This is a genomic window from Sulfitobacter sediminilitoris, from assembly GCF_010667575.1.
GTDB lineage: Bacteria > Pseudomonadota > Alphaproteobacteria > Rhodobacterales > Rhodobacteraceae > Sulfitobacter > Sulfitobacter sediminilitoris.
On the sequence record NZ_JAABNT010000014.1, the window covers coordinates 12,165 to 30,400 of the forward strand.

Genomic DNA, 18,236 nt, shown 5'->3' on the forward strand with positions numbered 1-18,236 from the left:
CTAGAATTCCTCCCAGCCGTCCGTGCTGGGCTGCTGGGCGATGGCAACGGCGGCATTGCCTTGCGTCACGGCAGCGGACGCTACCGGGCGCGACGGTGCCGCTGACACCGGCGTACTACGGGCAGGCTTTTTCGGTTTGCTGACTTGCATTCCGGCCATCTTGAAACGTGACACCGCTTTCGCCAGTGCATCCGCTTCCGAGGTAAGCGCGTGACTGGCGGCTGTCGTCTCTTCGAACATGGCTGCATTTTGCTGGGTGACGTGGTCCAGTTCGTTGACAGCTGTGTTGATTTCGGCCAGACCGCTGGATTGTTCCCGCGAAGATGTTGCGATGTTCGAAACCCGGTTCGAGATCTCCGAAATTGAGGTCACGATCGATGCCAGTGCGGTGCCAGTTTTATCCACCAATTCAACGCCCTGTTGCACCTGATCGCCGCTTGAACTGATCAAGGCGTTAATCTCGCGCGCGGCATCAGATGAACGCTGGGCCAAGGCGCGGACCTCTGTCGCCACCACTGCGAACCCGCGGCCTGCCTCGCCTGCGCGCGCTGCTTCGACGCCTGCGTTCAAAGCCAGCAGATTGGTCTGGAATGCGATATCGTCGATCACGCTGGTGATTTTGGAAATCTCTTGAGATGACGTTTTGATACCGTCCATGGCTGCGACCGCCTCAAGCGCGACATTCCCGCCTTGCTCGGCATTTTTCTGCGCCTCGGCAGACATCTTGGAAACATCATCCGCTCCCTCGGCCGCCGACCGGACAGAAACGGTCAATTCATCAAGTGCAGCAGCTGTTTCTTCCAAGATCGCCGCCTGTGTTTCTGTCCGGCGGGACAGATCATCCGCTGCAGAAGTGATTTCGGCTGTTTCATTGCGGATGGATTCAGAATTATGCATGACGGCGGCAATGGCCTGACGCAATGACTCAACCGTGCCATTGAAATCCGTACGCAGTTTTTCATAGGCAGGCGGCACGGTCTCTGAAATATCGGTCTGCAAATCACCTTCAGCCAACTTGTTCATTGCTTCGCTCAGCAGCTCCACAACATGGCTCTGCTCTTCAGCAGATTTTTCACGCTCTGCCTCTGCGGCGCGAACAGCCATCTCATTCGCCGTGACATCCGTGCCCAGGAAGATCGCCTTATCAGGTACACCTTTTTCGTCGTGAAGAACCGTGAAGCTACCTTCGAAGATAAATCCGGAAGATGCGCCGGGCATCGCCGCGCGAAAGCGACCAGGTTTCATGCGCCCGGACATGACTTGATTGGCAAATACGCGCCCATCTCGGTCGTTTTCCAGATTATCCGCAAACATCTGGGCCAGTGTTGCTTTGCCCATTATCCCCGTACCGCTTTGTGTGGCATTCACGAAATTCTCATTCGCATCGGACAGCTTTCCATCTTTGGCAAATTCAAGGCTCAATTGTCCGTGGTTGATGGCATCGATAAGTGCAGCATTGCGTAGGGCTTCCGTTCTGTCTGACCATTCAATCACGCAGCCGATGCTTGTGCCTGTCGCATCCCGTGCCGGATTGATCCGGATGCTGATCATCTTTTCATCAACGCGCAGCACCAGTTCCGCCGGACCGTCATCGCCTGCCCCACCCTGCGACACGTTCAAACACCCTTCCAGTATTGAACGCAGCCGCTTCAAACTACCAAGGTTTGAGCCGACGATAGCGTCCGCCGATACGTCAGGCCAATGTTCCGACAATCGAGGTAAAAGGCCGGTTATCAATGACGAACAGGCCGGATTGGCAAAGGTAACATTGAGGTTTTCGTCCACCATCATCATTGCAGCGGACGACCCTTCGAAGGCCGCGCCCTTGAAGGCCGCCTCTACCTGCGCAGCTTTGGCCGCCTCAAGACTTTTCCGAAACTGGTCCAGCCTGATTGCCATCTGACCAATTTCGTCCTTTCGTTCAGTATAGGGTATCTGTTGATCGTACTCCTCGGCGGCAACGCCGGCCATTGCATGCTCCAGCCGCACCAAGGGCCGCGACATGCGCGTAGACAGGTAAAATGCCACGGTGAACATGGCCCCCAGGAAAACAGCGAAACCGATCATGATCGTGACAATCACATCACCGCGCAGCTTCACAAGAGTTGGCGCAGTTGACCACGCAGAAGCAACTGTTCCAACGACCTGTCCATCACCCCCGTAGAAAATGGGCCGTGCAATCGTCATCCGATCATCAGATAGCTGAGGTTGTCCGGTTTCCTGCGCACGTTTGGCCAGTTCCGATATTTGTGTCATATCGGCAGACGCCGGAAGGGCTTCGGTTGCGAAAAGTGCGCCGCTGTCCGCGCCATATACGGCGACGCCTAGGGCCTCCTCACCCGAGCTTTGTGTGAAATCTTGTGTCAGATCAGACAGCGCTTGCACTTTGCCGAACTTAATCGCCCCGCCCATTTGCATCGCCAGCAGTTCTGTGACCTGCGACGCCCGTTCAACTGTGTCGGTTTCGGCCTTGTCCAAAAGCTTCTGATAATTTCGAACCTGGATGACAGTGACCACGAGCAAGACACAGATTGCCACCATAAATGTACATTTGAAAAACTGGCTATGCAGCGGATGGACCCGCTTTGTCTGGTTATCTTGTGGCGACATTTATCTTTACCTCAGCTCTGCAAATGGTCCATCAGGACCGCCTGAGCGCTTTTTAGGCTGTCAGGTCTTACGACCAGATTAATGCCACAGAGACGGTGGAAACATCCGACCATACTGCGTCAACTGCTAACGTAAGAAGACCTAGGGTTAACGGACGAACTCTACACCGCCGCCGTGTGCATCGGTCATGATAGGATATTTGCCACAGAAAATTCGAACCGAACATAAAAGCCGCAACTTTCGTCTGGCTCAGACAGCATCCATCCGAATCCCACGGCCTTCTTTCATTCCAAGTCGCCGACACAGGCGCAGAGTGGTCCAATAGGCACGGTCCACGGAATGCTGCCAAACTGGCAACCCCTTCGTGTGAGGCAGCATGATAAGTTCATCCAATTGAACATCCGCTACACAAATTCTCACACTGTCCAAATCGAGACATTCCACGCCGTCAAGCACTACAATATGAAGCTTGCCCCACATCCACGGCAGTGTGGGCAACCGGTGAAGCCGGTCAAAGAGTGCGTCAACCAGCGCCGCCTCTCCGGCGACAAGCGCGTTCGTTCCGGCAAAACTGCCGCCTAAACGGTAACCGATTGTGTTTCCGCTGATCTGAGCTGTCAGAACCTCGACAAATCGGCAGTCATTGCCGTTGTTCGTCGGTGCCTCGGTCTGTCGAATGATCAGTGTGAATTCTCTCAAAGCAAAGGAGGAGGATGGGGGTGCCATCCTCCTGTCAGTCAGGCTGGTCGTGGTACGAGGTAACAAACCGCAACCAGCCTGCCTTTTCTTAGAAGCCGAGAACCAGCGATACGCCCAAAGTGTTGTCGGTGGATTTAAGGCCCGCGACGGGGTCCGTATTATAGTCCGTCCGGTAGCTGATCCGGGTGGACAGGTTGTCGGACATCTTGAAGTTCACGCCAGCGTCGTTCGAAATGATCGTGTTGACGTCTGACCCAAGGATATCGGTATCAACGGTCAGCGCGACCGTATTGTTGAAAGCGTAGTAGTAACGCGAAGACGCGATAAAGCCGACTTCGGTTTCGGAATTACCGGTCACATCAGAGAAGTAACGCACACCGGGGCCCGCCTGAACGCGCCATGTGTGGCCTTCTTTGTTCAGCACACGGTAGCCCGGGCCAAAGCCAAGGAATGCGTCTTTCTCGTCGCCGTCGATCTCGTTGCCATTCGCGTCGGTCAGGTATCCATCGTATTGGAAGCGCGCCAAACCAAAAGCGTATAGCTCAGGTGTAAAATAGCGGCTGCCCTCGTAGGTACCAAAGATCTTCTCTTCGCTTTGTACGCCGTTGCTCTCACCGTATTCGGCGGCAAATCCGATCAGGTGATTCCAGTCGCCGATACCATAGGTCACACGGCCTGCGGCACTCAGTTCACCACTATCGGTGTTGCCAGAGGTGCCAGAGGCAGACAGGGCGAAAGAGCCGCGCCAGCCTTGGGCCACACCGTTCGGGCCATAGCGTTCAGCGTCGTCACCGCGGGCGATATCTTCGTTCACGTCATCGGTGATATCGTCGATCTGATCATTCAGACCTTCGACACCAGTAATGCGGTTTTGCGCAACCACAGGGGCCGCAATCATCAGGGCCAGTGCAGATACAGTGGCCAGTTTCAGTAGGTTATTCATTAGGTTCATTCCTTTCCCAACAAGGTGACCCGTCATCCGGCGTCCATGCCGTAGAGCGGGAGCATCTCTGCTGGGAATGATATAAGCGACCCGATGTCGTGAGTGAAATTCAGATGATTTATAGATGAAACGAGTATTTAGAATTTGAACTTGAAGACCTTCACTCAGTCAAATAATCGTCCTTGGTCTCCGTAAGCTCGACGACTTTTTCTTGTTCTTTTTCCGCGGCCTGCACGACCGCTGCCAATGTGCGGCGCGCAAGCACGGCCACCTCGTCGTCTAAGTCATCACGCCAGACGGCCCATGACGGGTAGGGAAAGCGTGGTGCATTTGCCACAAGATGCAGGCTTCCCGCGTCTAGTCGGCGTTTTACGGCGCGTGCTGGCAAGTACGCCGCCCCTTTTCGGTGTGCGATATAGTCTGCTGCCATCGCCCCCATACCCATCGTCAGGCCTGCATTCGTCAGATGCGGCAAAGCGATGGCATGCGCGTGAGTGAATTCCGGCCCCCAGTCCACGAAGACATAGTCGTCCTTTAGATCAAGCGTAGCGTCAGGATAGGAGGCAACAAGCACCAGTTCATCATCCAAGGCCTTTTCAACAATCAGACCAGGCCGCAACTGAGGCGTATAAAGCAGCGCGGCCTGCACCACCCCTTCGACAAGAAAGCGTGTAATGCGGTCTGTCATGCCCAGTTCTGTGCGAATACTGAGATCAGGCATCTCGGCACGCAAGGCATCGATCCAGCGGAACCCAAGCCGGGGCCAGAGGGAATACTGCGCCCCAATGGTAAAGGCACGGGTATAGCCTTCGGGGATGGCGATTTGCTGGCGTGCTTCTTCCCAGATTTTCAGCAGGCTCAATGCGTACCGCTCAAATTGTTGGCCTGCGGGTGTCAAAACCGCGCCAGCTTTGGACCTGACAAAGAGCGGATGGCCCAAGCTGTCTTCTAAGCGCTGGATGCGTAGACTGACTGCCGATTGGGTGACAAAAAGCCTGTCGCAGGCAGCTACGAAGGATCCCGTATTGGCAACTTCGACAAATGTTTTCAGCAGAGTGATATCCACCAGAGATCCATAAGAAAAGCTCGTTTCAAAGATGAACTATATTCGCTTCTCTTGGCTCTGGATAGCGCGTAAATCGGAGCGTGCGAAGTCAGACCGGGTGCGCGCACCTGCGGTGTGATCTCCGGGCCGGTTCGTTCCCAACGCGAAACTGACACAAGCTGACTTCGCACAGGAGGACAGCCCGATTGAATAGCTGCGAAAAGCGGGCAGTTCTGACGTATATCGTTAGCACCGCCCGTGAGCCCAATGATCCTGCGTTCAAAGCCTAACCGAGTTCGGCCAGTCGTCTTTCCTGACGTACAATCAAGCGATCCACTTCTGCTCTGCTGGCCTCCGACAGCGCCGCACCCGGCTTTCGCAACGCATCATGCGCAATGATCCCGCGTTTGGCCAAGGTGTATTTGCGAATGGCAAGTCCCATACCAGGCTGTTGTTCGAACCGGGCCAATGGCAGGTACGCATCGAAGATGTCGCGCCCGCGCTCCATCTGGCCACTGTGATGATGCGCGACCACGCTGGCCATCATCTCTGGATAGGCAAAGCCGGTCATCGCACCATCCGCACCACGCGCCATCTCTTCTGGCAAAAACAGGCCGCCATTGCCGCACAGGATCGAGATGCGGTTATTCATCACGCCTTCTTTGCGCAGGAAGCTGATCTTTTCCAGACCTGGCCAGTCCTCGTGTTTCAGACACACGCAGGTGGGCATGTCGTTCATGATCCGCGCGATCACCTTTGGTGATATCTGGACGCCCGTCGCCAGCGGGAAATCCTGCAAAACAAAGGGGACGTCACCCAAAAGCTCTGCGATCTGGGTGTAATAGGTATAGATCTGATCATCCGTGCGCAGTGTTCCGGGAGGTGCAACCATAACTGCCGCCGCGCCAAGGTCCATGACCATCCGGGTCAAGGCGTCGATCTGCGCGAAACCAGGGGCGGACACTCCAACAACCACAGGCACTCTGCCGTTCACGCGGGAAAGAATGCGCGCGACCACGTCGCGCGATTCATCCACCGTCAGTTTTGGGGCCTCTCCCATCATTCCCAACACCGTCAGCCCCGTTGCCCCGACCTCAAGATAGAAATCCACCATGCGATCACAGCTTTCCATGTCGATGCGGCAATCAGGATGAAACGGCGTCACGGCGATCACGAAAACGCCCGCAGCTTTGGTAGTCAGTCGTGCCATATCGAAATCCTATCGTGTCTGTTGAAGCGCCACGCGGCCAATCGCCATCGCGGTAGCGGCCTGACAAGGCTCAATCACTGGAACACCAAGGTGCGCTTCAAGATCATTGCGAAAGGGCGTCATGCCCGCACAGCCCAGAATGACCACATCAGCCATTGCAGTGTCGCGCAACGCCGCCCCCACGACCTTGAGACGCTCGAACGTCCGGGTCTCATCCGCCAGTTCCTGCACGCCCAACTCCAACGGCAAGTCCCCGGCCAACCGATCCATAACACCCATTGCGCCCACATAGCGCATGTGGCGCGGAACACTCTTTGACAGGATTGAAACGATGCCAAATCGCTGACCAAGGGTCATCGCTGTCAGGATTGCAGCCTCTGCGATCCCCAGTATCGACCGCGCAGATTGCTCACGCAGGGCCGCAAGTCCGGGGTCGGAAAAGCAGGCGATGACAAAGGCGCTGGCCTGCTCTTCAAGTTCAGCACAATGGGCAAGCAGCGGGCCGACCACACCGTCGACATGTGCCTGTGTTTCAATGCCCGGCGGACCCTCGACAAGGGTGCGGGTCGCAATCGGCACCGGGCTGGCACCGCGCATTGGTTCTACCGCACGATCAATGCCATCGGTCACATGCTGACTGCTGTTCGGGTTTACCACGAAAATGGTCATGCTTGTCCCTTGCTGGTGTCGCGGCCTTGCCCAGGCTGGACCAAGAACCATGAATTCCGCCCAAGCTAGCGAATTGCCAACTTTTGTCCACGACCCGATAGGGAGCTCTTACGTACCAGCGCGCCACCCGTTGCCGACAGAAAGTAAGCAAGACGGTTTGCGCAGTCAGACCTTGACCGGGCAATCTTCGACGTCCTCGATGATGCAGTACTTATTACCCAACTGACCGCCTATGCGATGTCTCTTGCAGGCTTTAGTGCCATTCCTGATGTCTCAAGGTATTCCCGATTTGCCGCCGATGTCTTTTCAAAGGTATAGGTCTGGGTGGGTAAGGCGCAGAAATCCGCTGGGGATCAGGCATGAGTGAAACTGATTACGACGTGATCATAAGAGGCGGCACGGCAGTGACTGCTAAAGGCGTGCGACGCGCAGATATTGGCATCCGATCTGGCAAGATCGCGGCCATCTGCACCGGCCTATCCGGGACGGCGCCAACCGAAATCGACGCAAGCGGTAGGCTTGTTCTGCCCGGCGGTGTGGACACGCATTGCCACATCGAACAGATATCCGGTGCCGGTTTGATGAATGCAGATACGTTCGAAAGCGCCACCCGGTCAGCTGCTTTTGGTGGCACAACGACGGTGGTCTCTTTCGCCGCACAGCACCCAGGTCAGCGCATCCGCAAGGTGGTTGCGGACTACGCTGCGCTGGCGCGCCAAGGTGCCATGATCGATTACGCGTTTCACATGATCGTCGCCGATACCAGTGACGGCAATCTTAGCGAAGACATCCCGGATATGATCGCTCAGGGCCACCGGTCCATCAAGGTTTTCACAACCTACGACAAGGTGCGCCAGGACGACAAATCCATCCTCGACATTCTTGATGTGGCCAAGCGGGAACATGCGCTTGTCTGCTTTCACGCCGAAAACGACGGCATCATCCGACATATGACCGAAAAGCTTTTGGCTGCAGGCAATACAGCGCCAAAGTATCACGCCGCCTCGCACCCCCGCGAGGCAGAGATCGAAGCCATTGACCGTATGTGCCGCTTTGCTGAGTTCGCCGGTACGCGGGTTATGATTTTCCATGTTTCAACCCGCGAAGGCGCTCAGATCATCCGTGATGCCCGTGCGCGTGGGGTTTGTGTTGAGGCGGAGACCTGTCCGCATTACCTGTTCATGACAGACAGCGTTCTTGAGCAGGACAATTCTGCCCGCTTTATGTGCTCCCCTCCGCAGCGCACGAAGGACGATCAGGAAGCGCTTTGGGCCGCGTTCGCAGATGGGACCTTGCAACTTGTGACCTCTGATCACGCCCCTTACCGCATGGATGAAACGGGTAAACTTGCCAATGGCCCGAATGCTCCCTTCAACCTGATCGCCAACGGGATGCCGGGCCTCGAGACACGGTTGCCGCTGATGTTTGATGCGATGGTCAACCAAGGTCGTGGCGGCCTTGAAGCCTTTGTTGCCCTTACCGCTACTGCCCCTGCCCACGCGTTCGGGCTGCGCGGCAAGGGTCGGATCGCGGCGGGAATGGACGCCGATATCACGATCTGGGATCCCGAAATGACCCATACCTACGGTGCGAACGATCTCAAAGACAACGTCGGCTACAATCCGTATCAAGGTACGACAGTCAAGGGCATGCCAGTGACGGTGCTCTCCAATGGGCGTGGCATTGTCATAGACCGCCTTTTAGCCGGTGTACCCGGTCAAGGAGAATGGTTGCCGATGGAAATGCGTTAAGCACATCAGTGCAAGGACACAATTCGGCGCAATAGAATTGTACTTCATTCTGTATGTGGTGCGGGTGAAGGGACTCGAACCCCCACGCCATAGGCGCCAGAACCTAAATCTGGTGCGTCTACCAATTCCGCCACAAACCCCAACAAAATCAAACGTTTGCTGAGTCGTGATACCTACCAACAGGAACCTACATCAATTCCTGCACGCATCATTCACGACGATGAATCCCCTGTCAATGACCCGAAAAACACCGAATGTGTACCGAATGTGTGACAAGATGTGTGACAACAGAGACCCCTTTGCGCCTCCCTACCCCCAGAAACTGTTGGACTAGGTAAGAGACAGGGCCTGCAACCTTAGGCATGGGCCATACCCCCCTGTCCCGTATGATATATTCAGCCGCTGCCAGTGCTTAAGCCTCAGAGTTTGTTAAGTACTTTGGGCCGATCTAGGGCGGATTGGAGCTTGGAGCACTCATCATTGATTGGCGGTCTCGGGACGGTAGAGCACTGGGAAATAGTGTTGGCAGATTTCCTTCAAAAAATCTGATATTGTCTGCCGCGACCCTCAAGTAAACCCATGACGTGACAAAACGGACCGTCCTCTTGTACGATCAAATCAAGGGAATATCGTGGACATCAGCGCCTAAGGCCCGGGGCTGAGAATTTTGAGGCCTGTATCAGCAGTAAAGAGAAGTAGCAAAACACTAAATCGATGCAGACAATTCTAAATTATGTCATATGTCCAATTCAGCTGAACTGATCACAGAACGCGCAAATATTAGAATATTCGTCATTTCAGGATGTAATAAATGATTATCAATGAGCAGCCAAACGACTACCGGGATGTTGACCTAGAGTTCTCTGGCGTGACTGATTTGATTGCGCACGAATTTCGAATGCTTGGTTGCCAAGTTCAAGAGATTGGTCGCCTAGTTTCAATATGTTTAGAAGACAAAGAGGTCTTCACATTCGATTCGGAGACCAGTTACACTTCCCGGGTAAGCACGCGGGTTCTGAAGAATAAGGCTGTGGCGCGTCAGTTGATAAAGGAGGCAGGTCTTCGCGTTGCAAACGGTCGCTTGTTTTCAAAGAGCGAGAAAGCAAAAGCCTTCAGCTACATAGAACAAATTGGTTCTGGCGTCATCAAGCCAGTTGATGGTAGCCACGGTAGAGGCGTGAGCGTCGGTGTTTCTGTTGGAGAGTTTGACTTAGCATGGGGCTTGGCTGCTAATCTAACTAGAAATGAAATTCTCATCGAAGAGTATTTTAGCGAGGGAACAGAAGCGCGATATCTAATCGTAGATGGACAATGAGTTGGAGTATTAGTTCGCTTACCTCCATCCATAATCGGAGATGGAATCAGTACCGTAGATGAACTCATTCGGGCGAAGAACAAACGGAAGCGTGCTATCCCTGCGCGTCGATCTCATATCATAAAGATGGATGCTCACCGAATAGGCTTGCTTGAAAAACGGGGGCTGTTCCTATCATCGGTGTTAGACGCAGATGAGCGTTTGATTATCGACACAAAAGCGGGTTTGTCTACAGGTGGTGATGCATATGAGATTACGGATTTAGTCCGCTCTGATCTGAAGCGGATTGCAGAGAAAGTTGCAACTATTGCTCCCGGACTGGACGTGACCGGAGTAGATATTCTCGCAAATGATCATTTCAATGCTCGCAGCGAGCTGAATTACATAATTGTCGAAGCGAACACACGCCCAAACCTATCGGGCCATATATTTCCTGACTACGGACGACCCAATTATGTGCATCGAAAGGTAGCGGAATACTGTTATAAAAAAATGGGGCACGAAATACCGAAGCCCCAAAAGAAAATACGTCTATCTGAAGTTAGTAAGATGGTAACCGATACTTCCTCTCGGGATTTCCATAAAATGACAGAAGTTTCGCTTGTTTTTGGTGGTGATACAAGTCTTGGATATAGCTACATTCAAAAAAACGGCGATGCAAAACTCAAGAAAAGATTAATCGAAGCGCCCCTGGATTTTTTCGATGCACTGATGCCTTTAATTTCTGAAAATGACCATTTTGTACTTAACCTTGAAACCGTTTTGGCTCAGTCTGCGAAAGATATTTGGGGAGGAAAGAAGAATTTCCTAGGGCTAGATGATCCGTGTCAAACAGTATCTGCGCTCAAAACTATTGGTGTGGACTCTGTTTCAGTGGCGAACAACCACACATTAGATTATGGCGTTGCTCCCTTTTTGGAAACACTTAATGAGCTTCAGAACTCTGGAATCAATACTTTCGGCGGCGGCCGCAACAGACAAGAATCTTTATCCCCTCTGATTTTACCTACAAATTATGGCAATATATATATTTTTGGTGGCTTCGAGTTTCGGCGGAACTATCAGGAGAATTTCAAGTTTTATTCGGAACTAAATCGACCAGGCGTCCAACGCTTTAGTCTAACCTCAGAAAGTCGACTGTCGGAGGAAATTCGCACTGTTAGAAAAAATGACCATGATTCTTTCATCGTGGTTTTTCCTCATTGGGGCGGTGCAAAGAATTATGCTTGGGCAAATCGAAACATGCTGATAGCGAACACGTCATTTATGAAAGCTGGCGCTGACATCGTCTTGGGGCACGGAGCTCACATGCTGCAGCAGTGCTGGGTTGAGGACGGCAACACAACTGTCTTTTCATTGGGAAATTTTGTCTTCAATTCTCCAGGGCGTTATCAGAAGGTGGGCGCGCCACCTTATAGCGCCGTCGCAAGACTTAATTTAAAGAGGATTGGTGAAAAATGGGCAGCAGGCCTACGCCTTTACCCTGTCGTGTCCGACAATAAGGTTACCAACTATCAACCTCGACCAGTGTCTGAAATTGAGATGGTAGATGTCTTCAATGCATTAACTGAAAATGGGCAAAGGATTTTCCAGCAAAGCTATTCACTGGGTCAAGACAAACGCGGCTTTTTTCTGGAAAGAAGAGGACCGGTTAGTAGGAAGTGCATATAGTTTGCTTATAGCACTTCTTTCGAAAAATCCTTTGCGCTCTCGTTATAGTGCAGACCTCTCAATGACCAATTTACTGCCCTTCTTGCCCTTCAGGCTACCTAACCTCCAAAACAGCGAGAAGGCCCCTAAAAGGCACCCTCAGATCGCTCTCAGGCCTATTTCTGGGGGCAGTAAGGCGTCGGGTAAGTCACCGATGTGCGATGGAAGCCACTCAAAGCTCTGACCAAGGGGCGCGACTACTGGGTAATCCAATAGGTTTAGATTTCGGCTTTCAGTACCGTCTTCTTGTCTCTTGATGTGACAGGTTCCTATAGTATCTTATAGCACTTTGTCACAATAACGGCCCCCTAAGCCGAAATTTCAGATTGCCCTTGGTTCTTCCAAAATACTAAAGCGGCCCTATCCCGTAGTTCTTTCTTTCCTTTTATAATAATACAAGAGACAAAAGAGAAGATGATATGAACCAAGGGCGCGCCTCTGGTTATTCATTAAATGTACATTTCTCCAAGAGGGTATTACTTGTCTATGTGTACATTTTAGAGAATAGAAACTTAAAGATAGAGCCGCTCCATCATTTTAGTTGTCTCTAGTCCAAGAAAACTTTCCTTTATTACCTCTACCCTTGCTACCAGCTTTAAACCCGTAAGTTATGATCCAAGGGGCGCAACCACTGGATTATTCATTGGGAGTTAGATTTCGACCTACAGTACCGTTTTATTTTGTTCTTAAGGTATCAAAACTTGGACACGTTCCTATAATATACTATAGCACTTTGTCCCATTTTCGGTCCTACATCTAAGCCGAAAACTCTGGGCTACACTGGCACGTAAGTACTGACCATGAGTTCCTCAACGTTCCCTTGTCCCCAACCTGCTTCCAGATGCTCCAGAATCTCTTCGTTAGTCCAAAGTTTGAGATCAATCTCAAGCGGCTTACCCAATTTCTCTGGCCAATAGACCTTGAAGTTCTTTGGAAGAAACAGGTGTTTTTGTTTGGTCTTTTTGGCGTCTCCGGCCCGGTAGGTTGATAGGAATGCGCAAGCTCTTACAAGCTCGGGCAATGCGGAGAGCATCTTTGCGGGATTAGAAGCGTTAGACCGGGCGACCACTTTCCTTGCAGCACTCTCGTTGTAACCAAGATCAGACCGCAGCCTCACTAGGCTCTTTGCTGTAATCGGTACTTCGCCCTTGTCCAGAAGCTCCAATTCAAGTCGGTCCGGCATCAAGTCATTGAACTCAATCAGATGGTCGACAGGCATTTCCACCGGCAGGTTCGACAACAGGAACACCCTTTTCGGGTAACTCGCCCAAACCAGCCGTAGTCTCGCAAGTGCCTGAACAGTCTCTGCCTCTCGAACCTGCTTCAGTACCGCTGCTAGCCGTGGATCGCTGAAGGCTTTCACACCGACACCTGATGGACAGCAAGATAGCTCTCGAACACCGCCCCTACTGTCTTGCCTAAGGCTTGTTCACGCGCCTCCTCTTTCTTTCGTGACTCTACTGGGTCTTCCCCTTTCTGCATTTGCAGCAGCTTTTCCCGCGCAAGCTCTTTGGCCTCTGCTACGGTCATTGTTGGATGTTGTCCCAGAGTGATCCTTCTTGTCCTTCCGCCCCTGATCCGACCTTCGACAATGAACGAGATACGGCCCTTGAAGTACAGGTTTGAAGGGCGAGAAAAGCGCCTGTCGTTTGGAGCTTACCCTGCCATTTCATTGGCATTTCCCCGCCATAACCCGACAACACCGCAGAAGAACTATAGACTGAGAATGAAGTCAGAGCACACCTTCGCCGGGAAACATGAAAAGCTTGGGGCTTGGATCCGATTGGTTCTCATGAAAAAGCCAAAATTTGGGATGAATCGTTGGCATGCAGGCGCTTGCGCAACGGAACAGAATCGCATTCAATCCCTTCAGCGTTTTGATTGTGATACTGAGTTCGATAGACATGTCAGAAGACTTAGCTGCAGAAAGCATCTTGGAGGATATACTCTACAGAACGGGCAAGGGGGTTTTGAAGAATGATGACGCGTTGTTTCTCTCATCCATTTCGCTCCCTCTCTTGCAGGAAACCGTAAATGGGCAGCGAGTGTTCTTGTTTGAGAAAGAAGTTTGCCATATGCTTGCCGACGTTCGGCAGTACATGCAGGAAAACGGTTACGTGGACCTTGTTAGGACGGTCGTTTCGGCTGAGTTCCTCGACTCCAAGACAATAAGTGGTACGCATGTGTCTCTGATTGTCGACAGAGATGGGAAATCAGATAGACCACCGTACCCTGTTCATTCAGTCATTCGCCTAAAGGGGTCAACTTGGAAATTATCTTCCAGTATATACGCAATTCTCGACTCTTCAGAACACAACACTGCACTACTTCCTGGATCTCTGCTTTGTGTAAGAACCAAGAAGCACTAAGTGTTGAAGCTGTGCGAACGGTCAAACGCAGGCAAATCGGAGCGAACCGCGCAAGGCCCTAATATTTTTAGGTCGCAGCTCAATCGCCGGTTAGTTTAAGAAGACCATTGATGAAGAGTTGTGTGCAACAAAAGCCAAACACCACCGTTCCAATTGCTACCCCCTTTACTTCAAGGGTGAACAAAACTCCTTCTGCACCTACGGGTTCGGGACCCCATTCCCAGATCAATATGATAACAGCACCCGTGATCAAAAACTGAAAGCACATAAAGAGGAAATTCAACACAAATTTCAGAAACTTAAATGCTGTTTCCAACTCACTTCTCCTTGATGCTTGCAACCAACAGATGCTTCTTGACAATCTGAACTGGATAACCGTCACCGTAAAGTGAGCCAATGCCCATCCGGCATCGCCAACCACCAATTTGATCTATCAGCTCCAACGGGCACTCAACGGCCCTGAGACGGTCCCTCATGGTGTGCCTGAGGCAATGAGCGGTCAGTCCGTCAAAGTCCCTCTTCAACCACTTGTTCAGGGCATTGGACGCATGGGTTGCCTTGCAGGTGCCGTCCTTGATGTACCGAGGGAACAACCACTGTCCGTCTGAGCTTTGGACTGCCCTCTCCATCGCTAGCTTGGCGTATCCCACCAGAGGGAGTGTCCGTGTCGAGTTTGGTGTCTTCAATCTTCTTGCAGAGTTTGGACGGATGTGGATCAGGTCCTCCTGTAGGTCGATGTCTTCCAGCCTCAGTCCAACAATCTCCGCTAATCGACACCCAGTCTCACCCAGCAAGGGCATCAGAAGCTTCACCGTACTGCCGGAGGACAGAGCCTTGTCGTATCCCTGCTTCAGTTGCTCTCTCGTGAACACCCCTCGCTTGAATGTGTCCTCTCCCTCTCCTTGGATCATCAACCGTGTGAAGGGGTTTCTCTTGTCGAGGTCCAACTCCGAATAGGCATAGTTCAGGATAGCTGACAGGCTGTTGATCCTACGTCTGACCGTAGCTGTCTTGTTCCCTCGCAGGATCAGGTGGCGCACAAAGAGCTTGACATCCTCTCGGGTATAGTCACTAACCTCCCTGTCTCCTGCCAAGGATATGAATGTTGAGAGGGCCACCCGAGGCGGTGTCTGGTCGATCTTCCTCAGGGCTAGGTATTCCTCTGCGATCTCTGACAACAGGTAGGACCGAGGTTTGAAACTCTCTACGACAGAGACAACATCAACAGGGGTGATCCTTGTCGTAGCGCTCCAAGACCCCTCTAAGACATTACTCAGACGTTCTGCATAGGCTTCCGCTTCATCCGGGTCTTTCGACAGGGCCTGTCTGATGAAATCCCCATAGATTCTTACGGCATGTTTGGGCACACGACGGTTGTAGTAAAAGGTCCCTGCACGACGAATTGTTTACGGAATGTGTGACAAGATGACATCCTCCGATGGTTAAAGTCGAAGGAATTTCAGTAGGTTGTCTGATGGTAGTGGTGCGGGTGAAGGGACTCGAACCCCCACGCCATAGGCGCCAGAACCTAAATCTGGTGCGTCTACCAATTCCGCCACACCCGCACGCTGTCACCTGATGTCCGGCAACTCGCGCTGATTAGCAAAGACTTGGACCCATGGCGAGGCCAAAAAAGGGCAAGACTTTAACAAGATGTTGTCATATAGTTTCGATAACCAGAGCAGGTTAATAATAAGAAAGTGACGCCCATGGAGCCGAAAACGGTCGGGCGCGTTGACGGCCGCGACCGTCATGCGGGCCATTTTACCCCCTATGCCGTGATGGACACCGGACTGATTCACGGTTCCATGCTGCTGACCCTTGATGGGGAAATGCCAGTTGAGTTTCTGTCAGTGGGTGACAAGCTGATCACGCGGGACACTGGAATTTCCAAAGTTGAGCATATTCAACGGTCGACACGTCAAGTGCACACCATTGCCTTTGCCGCCGGATCACTGGGAGACACGCGGCCAGAGCATGACGCGCATCTCGCTGGCGACCAGATGGTTCTTATTCGTGATTGGCGCGCACGGGCGCTGTTCAATTCCGAGCGTGCCCTTGTTGCTGCGCGCGCCCTGGTAGACGGGGAATTCATTACCCATCTCGGCATTCGCGAAACGACGCTCTACCAGATCTTCTGCGACGGGCCGCACATCCTGTATTGCGACGGTCTTGAGCTTAGCACAGCCGACGGGGCGAAAGCGCGCGGCGCGGTGCTGCACGCAGCTTAACAGCCCATTTCTCGAAGCGTTTGCGGCAACTGTTCCGGCAGGTCTTCGGCGATAAGGCCGGGGCCAAATCCGCGTGCTGCTTCTGCGTGCAGATAGGCTGCGATTTCAGTCATCACGAACAGATCACTGCTCAGATGCGGTGCCGCCAGCCCGGCGATCAAACCTGCCAGCACATCCCCTGCCCCCGCTGTCGCGAGCCAGGGCACCTCGCGGCCATACGTTGCGGCATGTAGCGACGCCCCGCCATCGGGTTGCGCGATCACTGTATCGGGCCCTTTCAACAGGATGGTACAACCCGCCCGCGCTGCCGCTTGCCGGGCAGCATCGACCTTGGACAGGTCTGTTCGTGCCCGTCCGCTCAGATCCTGGAACAGGCGCGCAAATTCCCCCTCGTGCGGGGTCAGGATGGTGCGCTCATGACAATGCTTGAACAGTGCGTCAGGATCGCCTTCGAAACTCGTCAAGGCATCTGCATCCAGCACGACCACCGGATCACGCCCAGATGATCCTGCGGCACGCCGCCCCAGAACCTCAATCACCCTGCTGCGCGTGGCATCGGACACACCCATGCCGGGGCCAAGGCAAAAACCGGTTGCCCGGCCATCCACCACATCCGCCAATAACTGGTCCTTTGCCAGTGATCGCAACATGATCGCGTCCAGATGACAGGCATTCTCAATCAAAGCGGAGGGTGGACACAGTACTGTCACCAAACCAGCGCCGGACCGCAAAGCTGCACGCGCCGCCATCCGTGCCGCGCCGCCACGCCCTACACCACCTGCGAAGACAATCACGTGACCATGGTCGTACTTATGACCCATGGCGTAATTCTTGCTCAGCGCGGTTTTCGGCCAGATGCGTTTTGAAAGAGGTCGGCCGAGGAAACGCGGCTCCACCAGCCGCACACGCGAGGGGTCAGGCGGCATGCCCAGCATCGCGCGTTCCGCTTGGAGGTCCTCAAGCCCAATATCGACGATACTCAGCTTGCGGCACAGCGCTGGCCCCATCCCCAGATAATGCCCAATTTTCGGCGCATGAAATGTCACCGTCAGATCGGCCATGTTCAGTGTTTTGGGCCAAGGATGCGCATCCTCATCTTCATAGTCAAAATCCGTCAGTACGTGGCCCCGGTCCAGATCCAGACCAGAAGGACAATCTACGGCTACGGTCTTGATATCCGTGGCACGTTTCCACACCGTCTTGGCTTTCGAATTCAGCGCAAGGGCAATATGCTCTGGCAGTGGTCGCGTCAGACCGATGCCAAAAACCGCATCAATGATGACGTCCGGCCTTGGACCGGAGTAGATATCATCCGCCGACAAGGACAGAACCGCGTGTTTTTCGGCCCATCTGTCATGGTTGGTCTTTGCATCTGGCGGCAGCTTTGAAGGATCGCCGAAAAGGTGTGCGCGGACCTCCCACCCCATCTCATCCAGGAGACGCGCAATGACAAAACCGTCCCCACCGTTGTTGCCCGGCCCACACAGGATGACAGCAGCACGGTCGCCATCCTTCAGCTTGGGCCACTCACTAAAAATGGCGTCAACGACGCCCTGCCCCGCGCGCTCCATCAACTCAAGACCGGTGACCGCGCCGCTGCCTATGGCAGCCTGTTCAATCTCGCGCATTTGCGTCGAAGTCAGCAGTTCGGTCATGCGTAGCGCACTCCTCGATTCAATTTCGC

General features: G+C 53.2%; 15 protein-coding genes and 1 tRNA gene. 4 read left to right on the plus strand and 12 right to left on the minus strand.

The features are described from left to right. The 6 genes from GV827_RS18035 to GV827_RS18060 form a co-directional block, all read right to left on the minus strand. On the minus strand, positions 1-2,610 hold the full coding sequence (locus GV827_RS18035) for a methyl-accepting chemotaxis protein (protein ID WP_235930432.1): 2,610 nt from the start codon (positions 2,608-2,610) through the stop codon (positions 1-3). A gap of 249 nt (positions 2,611-2,859) precedes the next feature. Continuing rightward, entirely contained in the window at positions 2,860-3,336 is a 477-nt protein-coding gene (locus tag GV827_RS18040; protein WP_164355214.1) for a hypothetical protein, read from the minus strand. A gap of 61 nt (positions 3,337-3,397) precedes the next feature. Further along, complete coding sequence (locus tag GV827_RS18045; RefSeq protein WP_164355215.1) at positions 3,398-4,252, minus strand: DUF481 domain-containing protein; 855 nt, start codon at positions 4,250-4,252, stop codon at positions 3,398-3,400. Between the two features lie 160 nt (positions 4,253-4,412). Then, the gene (locus GV827_RS18050; RefSeq protein ID WP_164355216.1) at positions 4,413-5,318 is read right to left on the minus strand and encodes a LysR family transcriptional regulator; all 906 of its coding nucleotides are present in this window, start codon (positions 5,316-5,318) and stop codon (positions 4,413-4,415) included. A 265-nt stretch (positions 5,319-5,583) separates the two neighbouring features. Beyond that, positions 5,584-6,507, minus strand: a complete 924-nt coding sequence (locus GV827_RS18055; RefSeq protein ID WP_164355217.1) for a dihydrodipicolinate synthase family protein — start codon at positions 6,505-6,507, stop codon at positions 5,584-5,586. Between the two features lie 9 nt (positions 6,508-6,516). Then, positions 6,517-7,176 (minus strand): aspartate/glutamate racemase family protein, encoded by a 660-nt coding sequence (locus tag GV827_RS18060; RefSeq protein ID WP_164355218.1) that lies wholly within the window; start codon positions 7,174-7,176, stop codon positions 6,517-6,519. A gap of 359 nt (positions 7,177-7,535) precedes the next feature. On the opposite strand from GV827_RS18060, the gene hydA reads away from it, so the two are divergent. From hydA to GV827_RS18075, 3 genes are all read left to right on the plus strand, one after another. Continuing rightward, positions 7,536-8,927, plus strand: a complete 1,392-nt coding sequence (gene hydA / locus GV827_RS18065) for a dihydropyrimidinase (RefSeq protein WP_164355219.1) — start codon at positions 7,536-7,538, stop codon at positions 8,925-8,927. An 811-nt stretch (positions 8,928-9,738) separates the two neighbouring features. Continuing rightward, the gene (locus tag GV827_RS18070) at positions 9,739-10,242 is read left to right on the plus strand and encodes a hypothetical protein (protein WP_164355220.1); all 504 of its coding nucleotides are present in this window, start codon (positions 9,739-9,741) and stop codon (positions 10,240-10,242) included. Between the two features lie 180 nt (positions 10,243-10,422). Beyond that, positions 10,423-11,913 (plus strand): CapA family protein, encoded by a 1,491-nt coding sequence (locus tag GV827_RS18075; protein WP_164355221.1) that lies wholly within the window; start codon positions 10,423-10,425, stop codon positions 11,911-11,913. Positions 11,914-12,727: 814 nt separating this feature from the next. Here the strand turns inward: GV827_RS18075 and GV827_RS18080 are convergent. The 5 genes from GV827_RS18080 to GV827_RS18100 all read right to left on the minus strand — a co-directional run bounded on the left by GV827_RS18080 (position 12,728) and on the right by GV827_RS18100 (position 15,886). Continuing rightward, complete coding sequence (locus GV827_RS18080) at positions 12,728-13,315, minus strand: hypothetical protein (protein ID WP_164355222.1); 588 nt, start codon at positions 13,313-13,315, stop codon at positions 12,728-12,730. Next, the gene (locus tag GV827_RS18085) at positions 13,312-13,572 is read right to left on the minus strand and encodes an integrase arm-type DNA-binding domain-containing protein (RefSeq protein ID WP_164355308.1); all 261 of its coding nucleotides are present in this window, start codon (positions 13,570-13,572) and stop codon (positions 13,312-13,314) included. The genes GV827_RS18080 and GV827_RS18085 overlap by 4 nt, the downstream gene beginning before the upstream one ends. An 828-nt stretch (positions 13,573-14,400) precedes the next feature. Next, positions 14,401-14,637 carry a hypothetical protein gene (locus GV827_RS18090; protein ID WP_164355223.1) on the minus strand — a complete coding sequence of 79 codons (237 nt, stop codon included), beginning with the start codon at positions 14,635-14,637 and terminating at the stop codon, positions 14,401-14,403. Position 14,638: 1 nt separating this feature from the next. Next, positions 14,639-15,724 (minus strand): site-specific integrase, encoded by a 1,086-nt coding sequence (locus GV827_RS18095; protein ID WP_328823183.1) that lies wholly within the window; start codon positions 15,722-15,724, stop codon positions 14,639-14,641. A gap of 78 nt (positions 15,725-15,802) precedes the next feature. Further along, positions 15,803-15,886: transfer RNA gene (locus GV827_RS18100), tRNA-Leu, on the minus strand. Positions 15,887-16,030: 144 nt separating this feature from the next. On the opposite strand from GV827_RS18100, the gene GV827_RS18105 reads away from it, so the two are divergent. Further along, positions 16,031-16,552, plus strand: a complete 522-nt coding sequence (locus GV827_RS18105; RefSeq protein WP_164355225.1) for a Hint domain-containing protein — start codon at positions 16,031-16,033, stop codon at positions 16,550-16,552. Here the strand turns inward: GV827_RS18105 and GV827_RS18110 are convergent. Continuing rightward, positions 16,549-18,207 carry an NAD(P)H-hydrate dehydratase gene (locus GV827_RS18110; RefSeq protein WP_164355226.1) on the minus strand — a complete coding sequence of 553 codons (1,659 nt, stop codon included), beginning with the start codon at positions 18,205-18,207 and terminating at the stop codon, positions 16,549-16,551. The two genes, GV827_RS18105 and GV827_RS18110, sit on opposite strands and share 4 nt — an antisense overlap. Between the last annotated feature and the right edge of the window lie 29 nt (positions 18,208-18,236).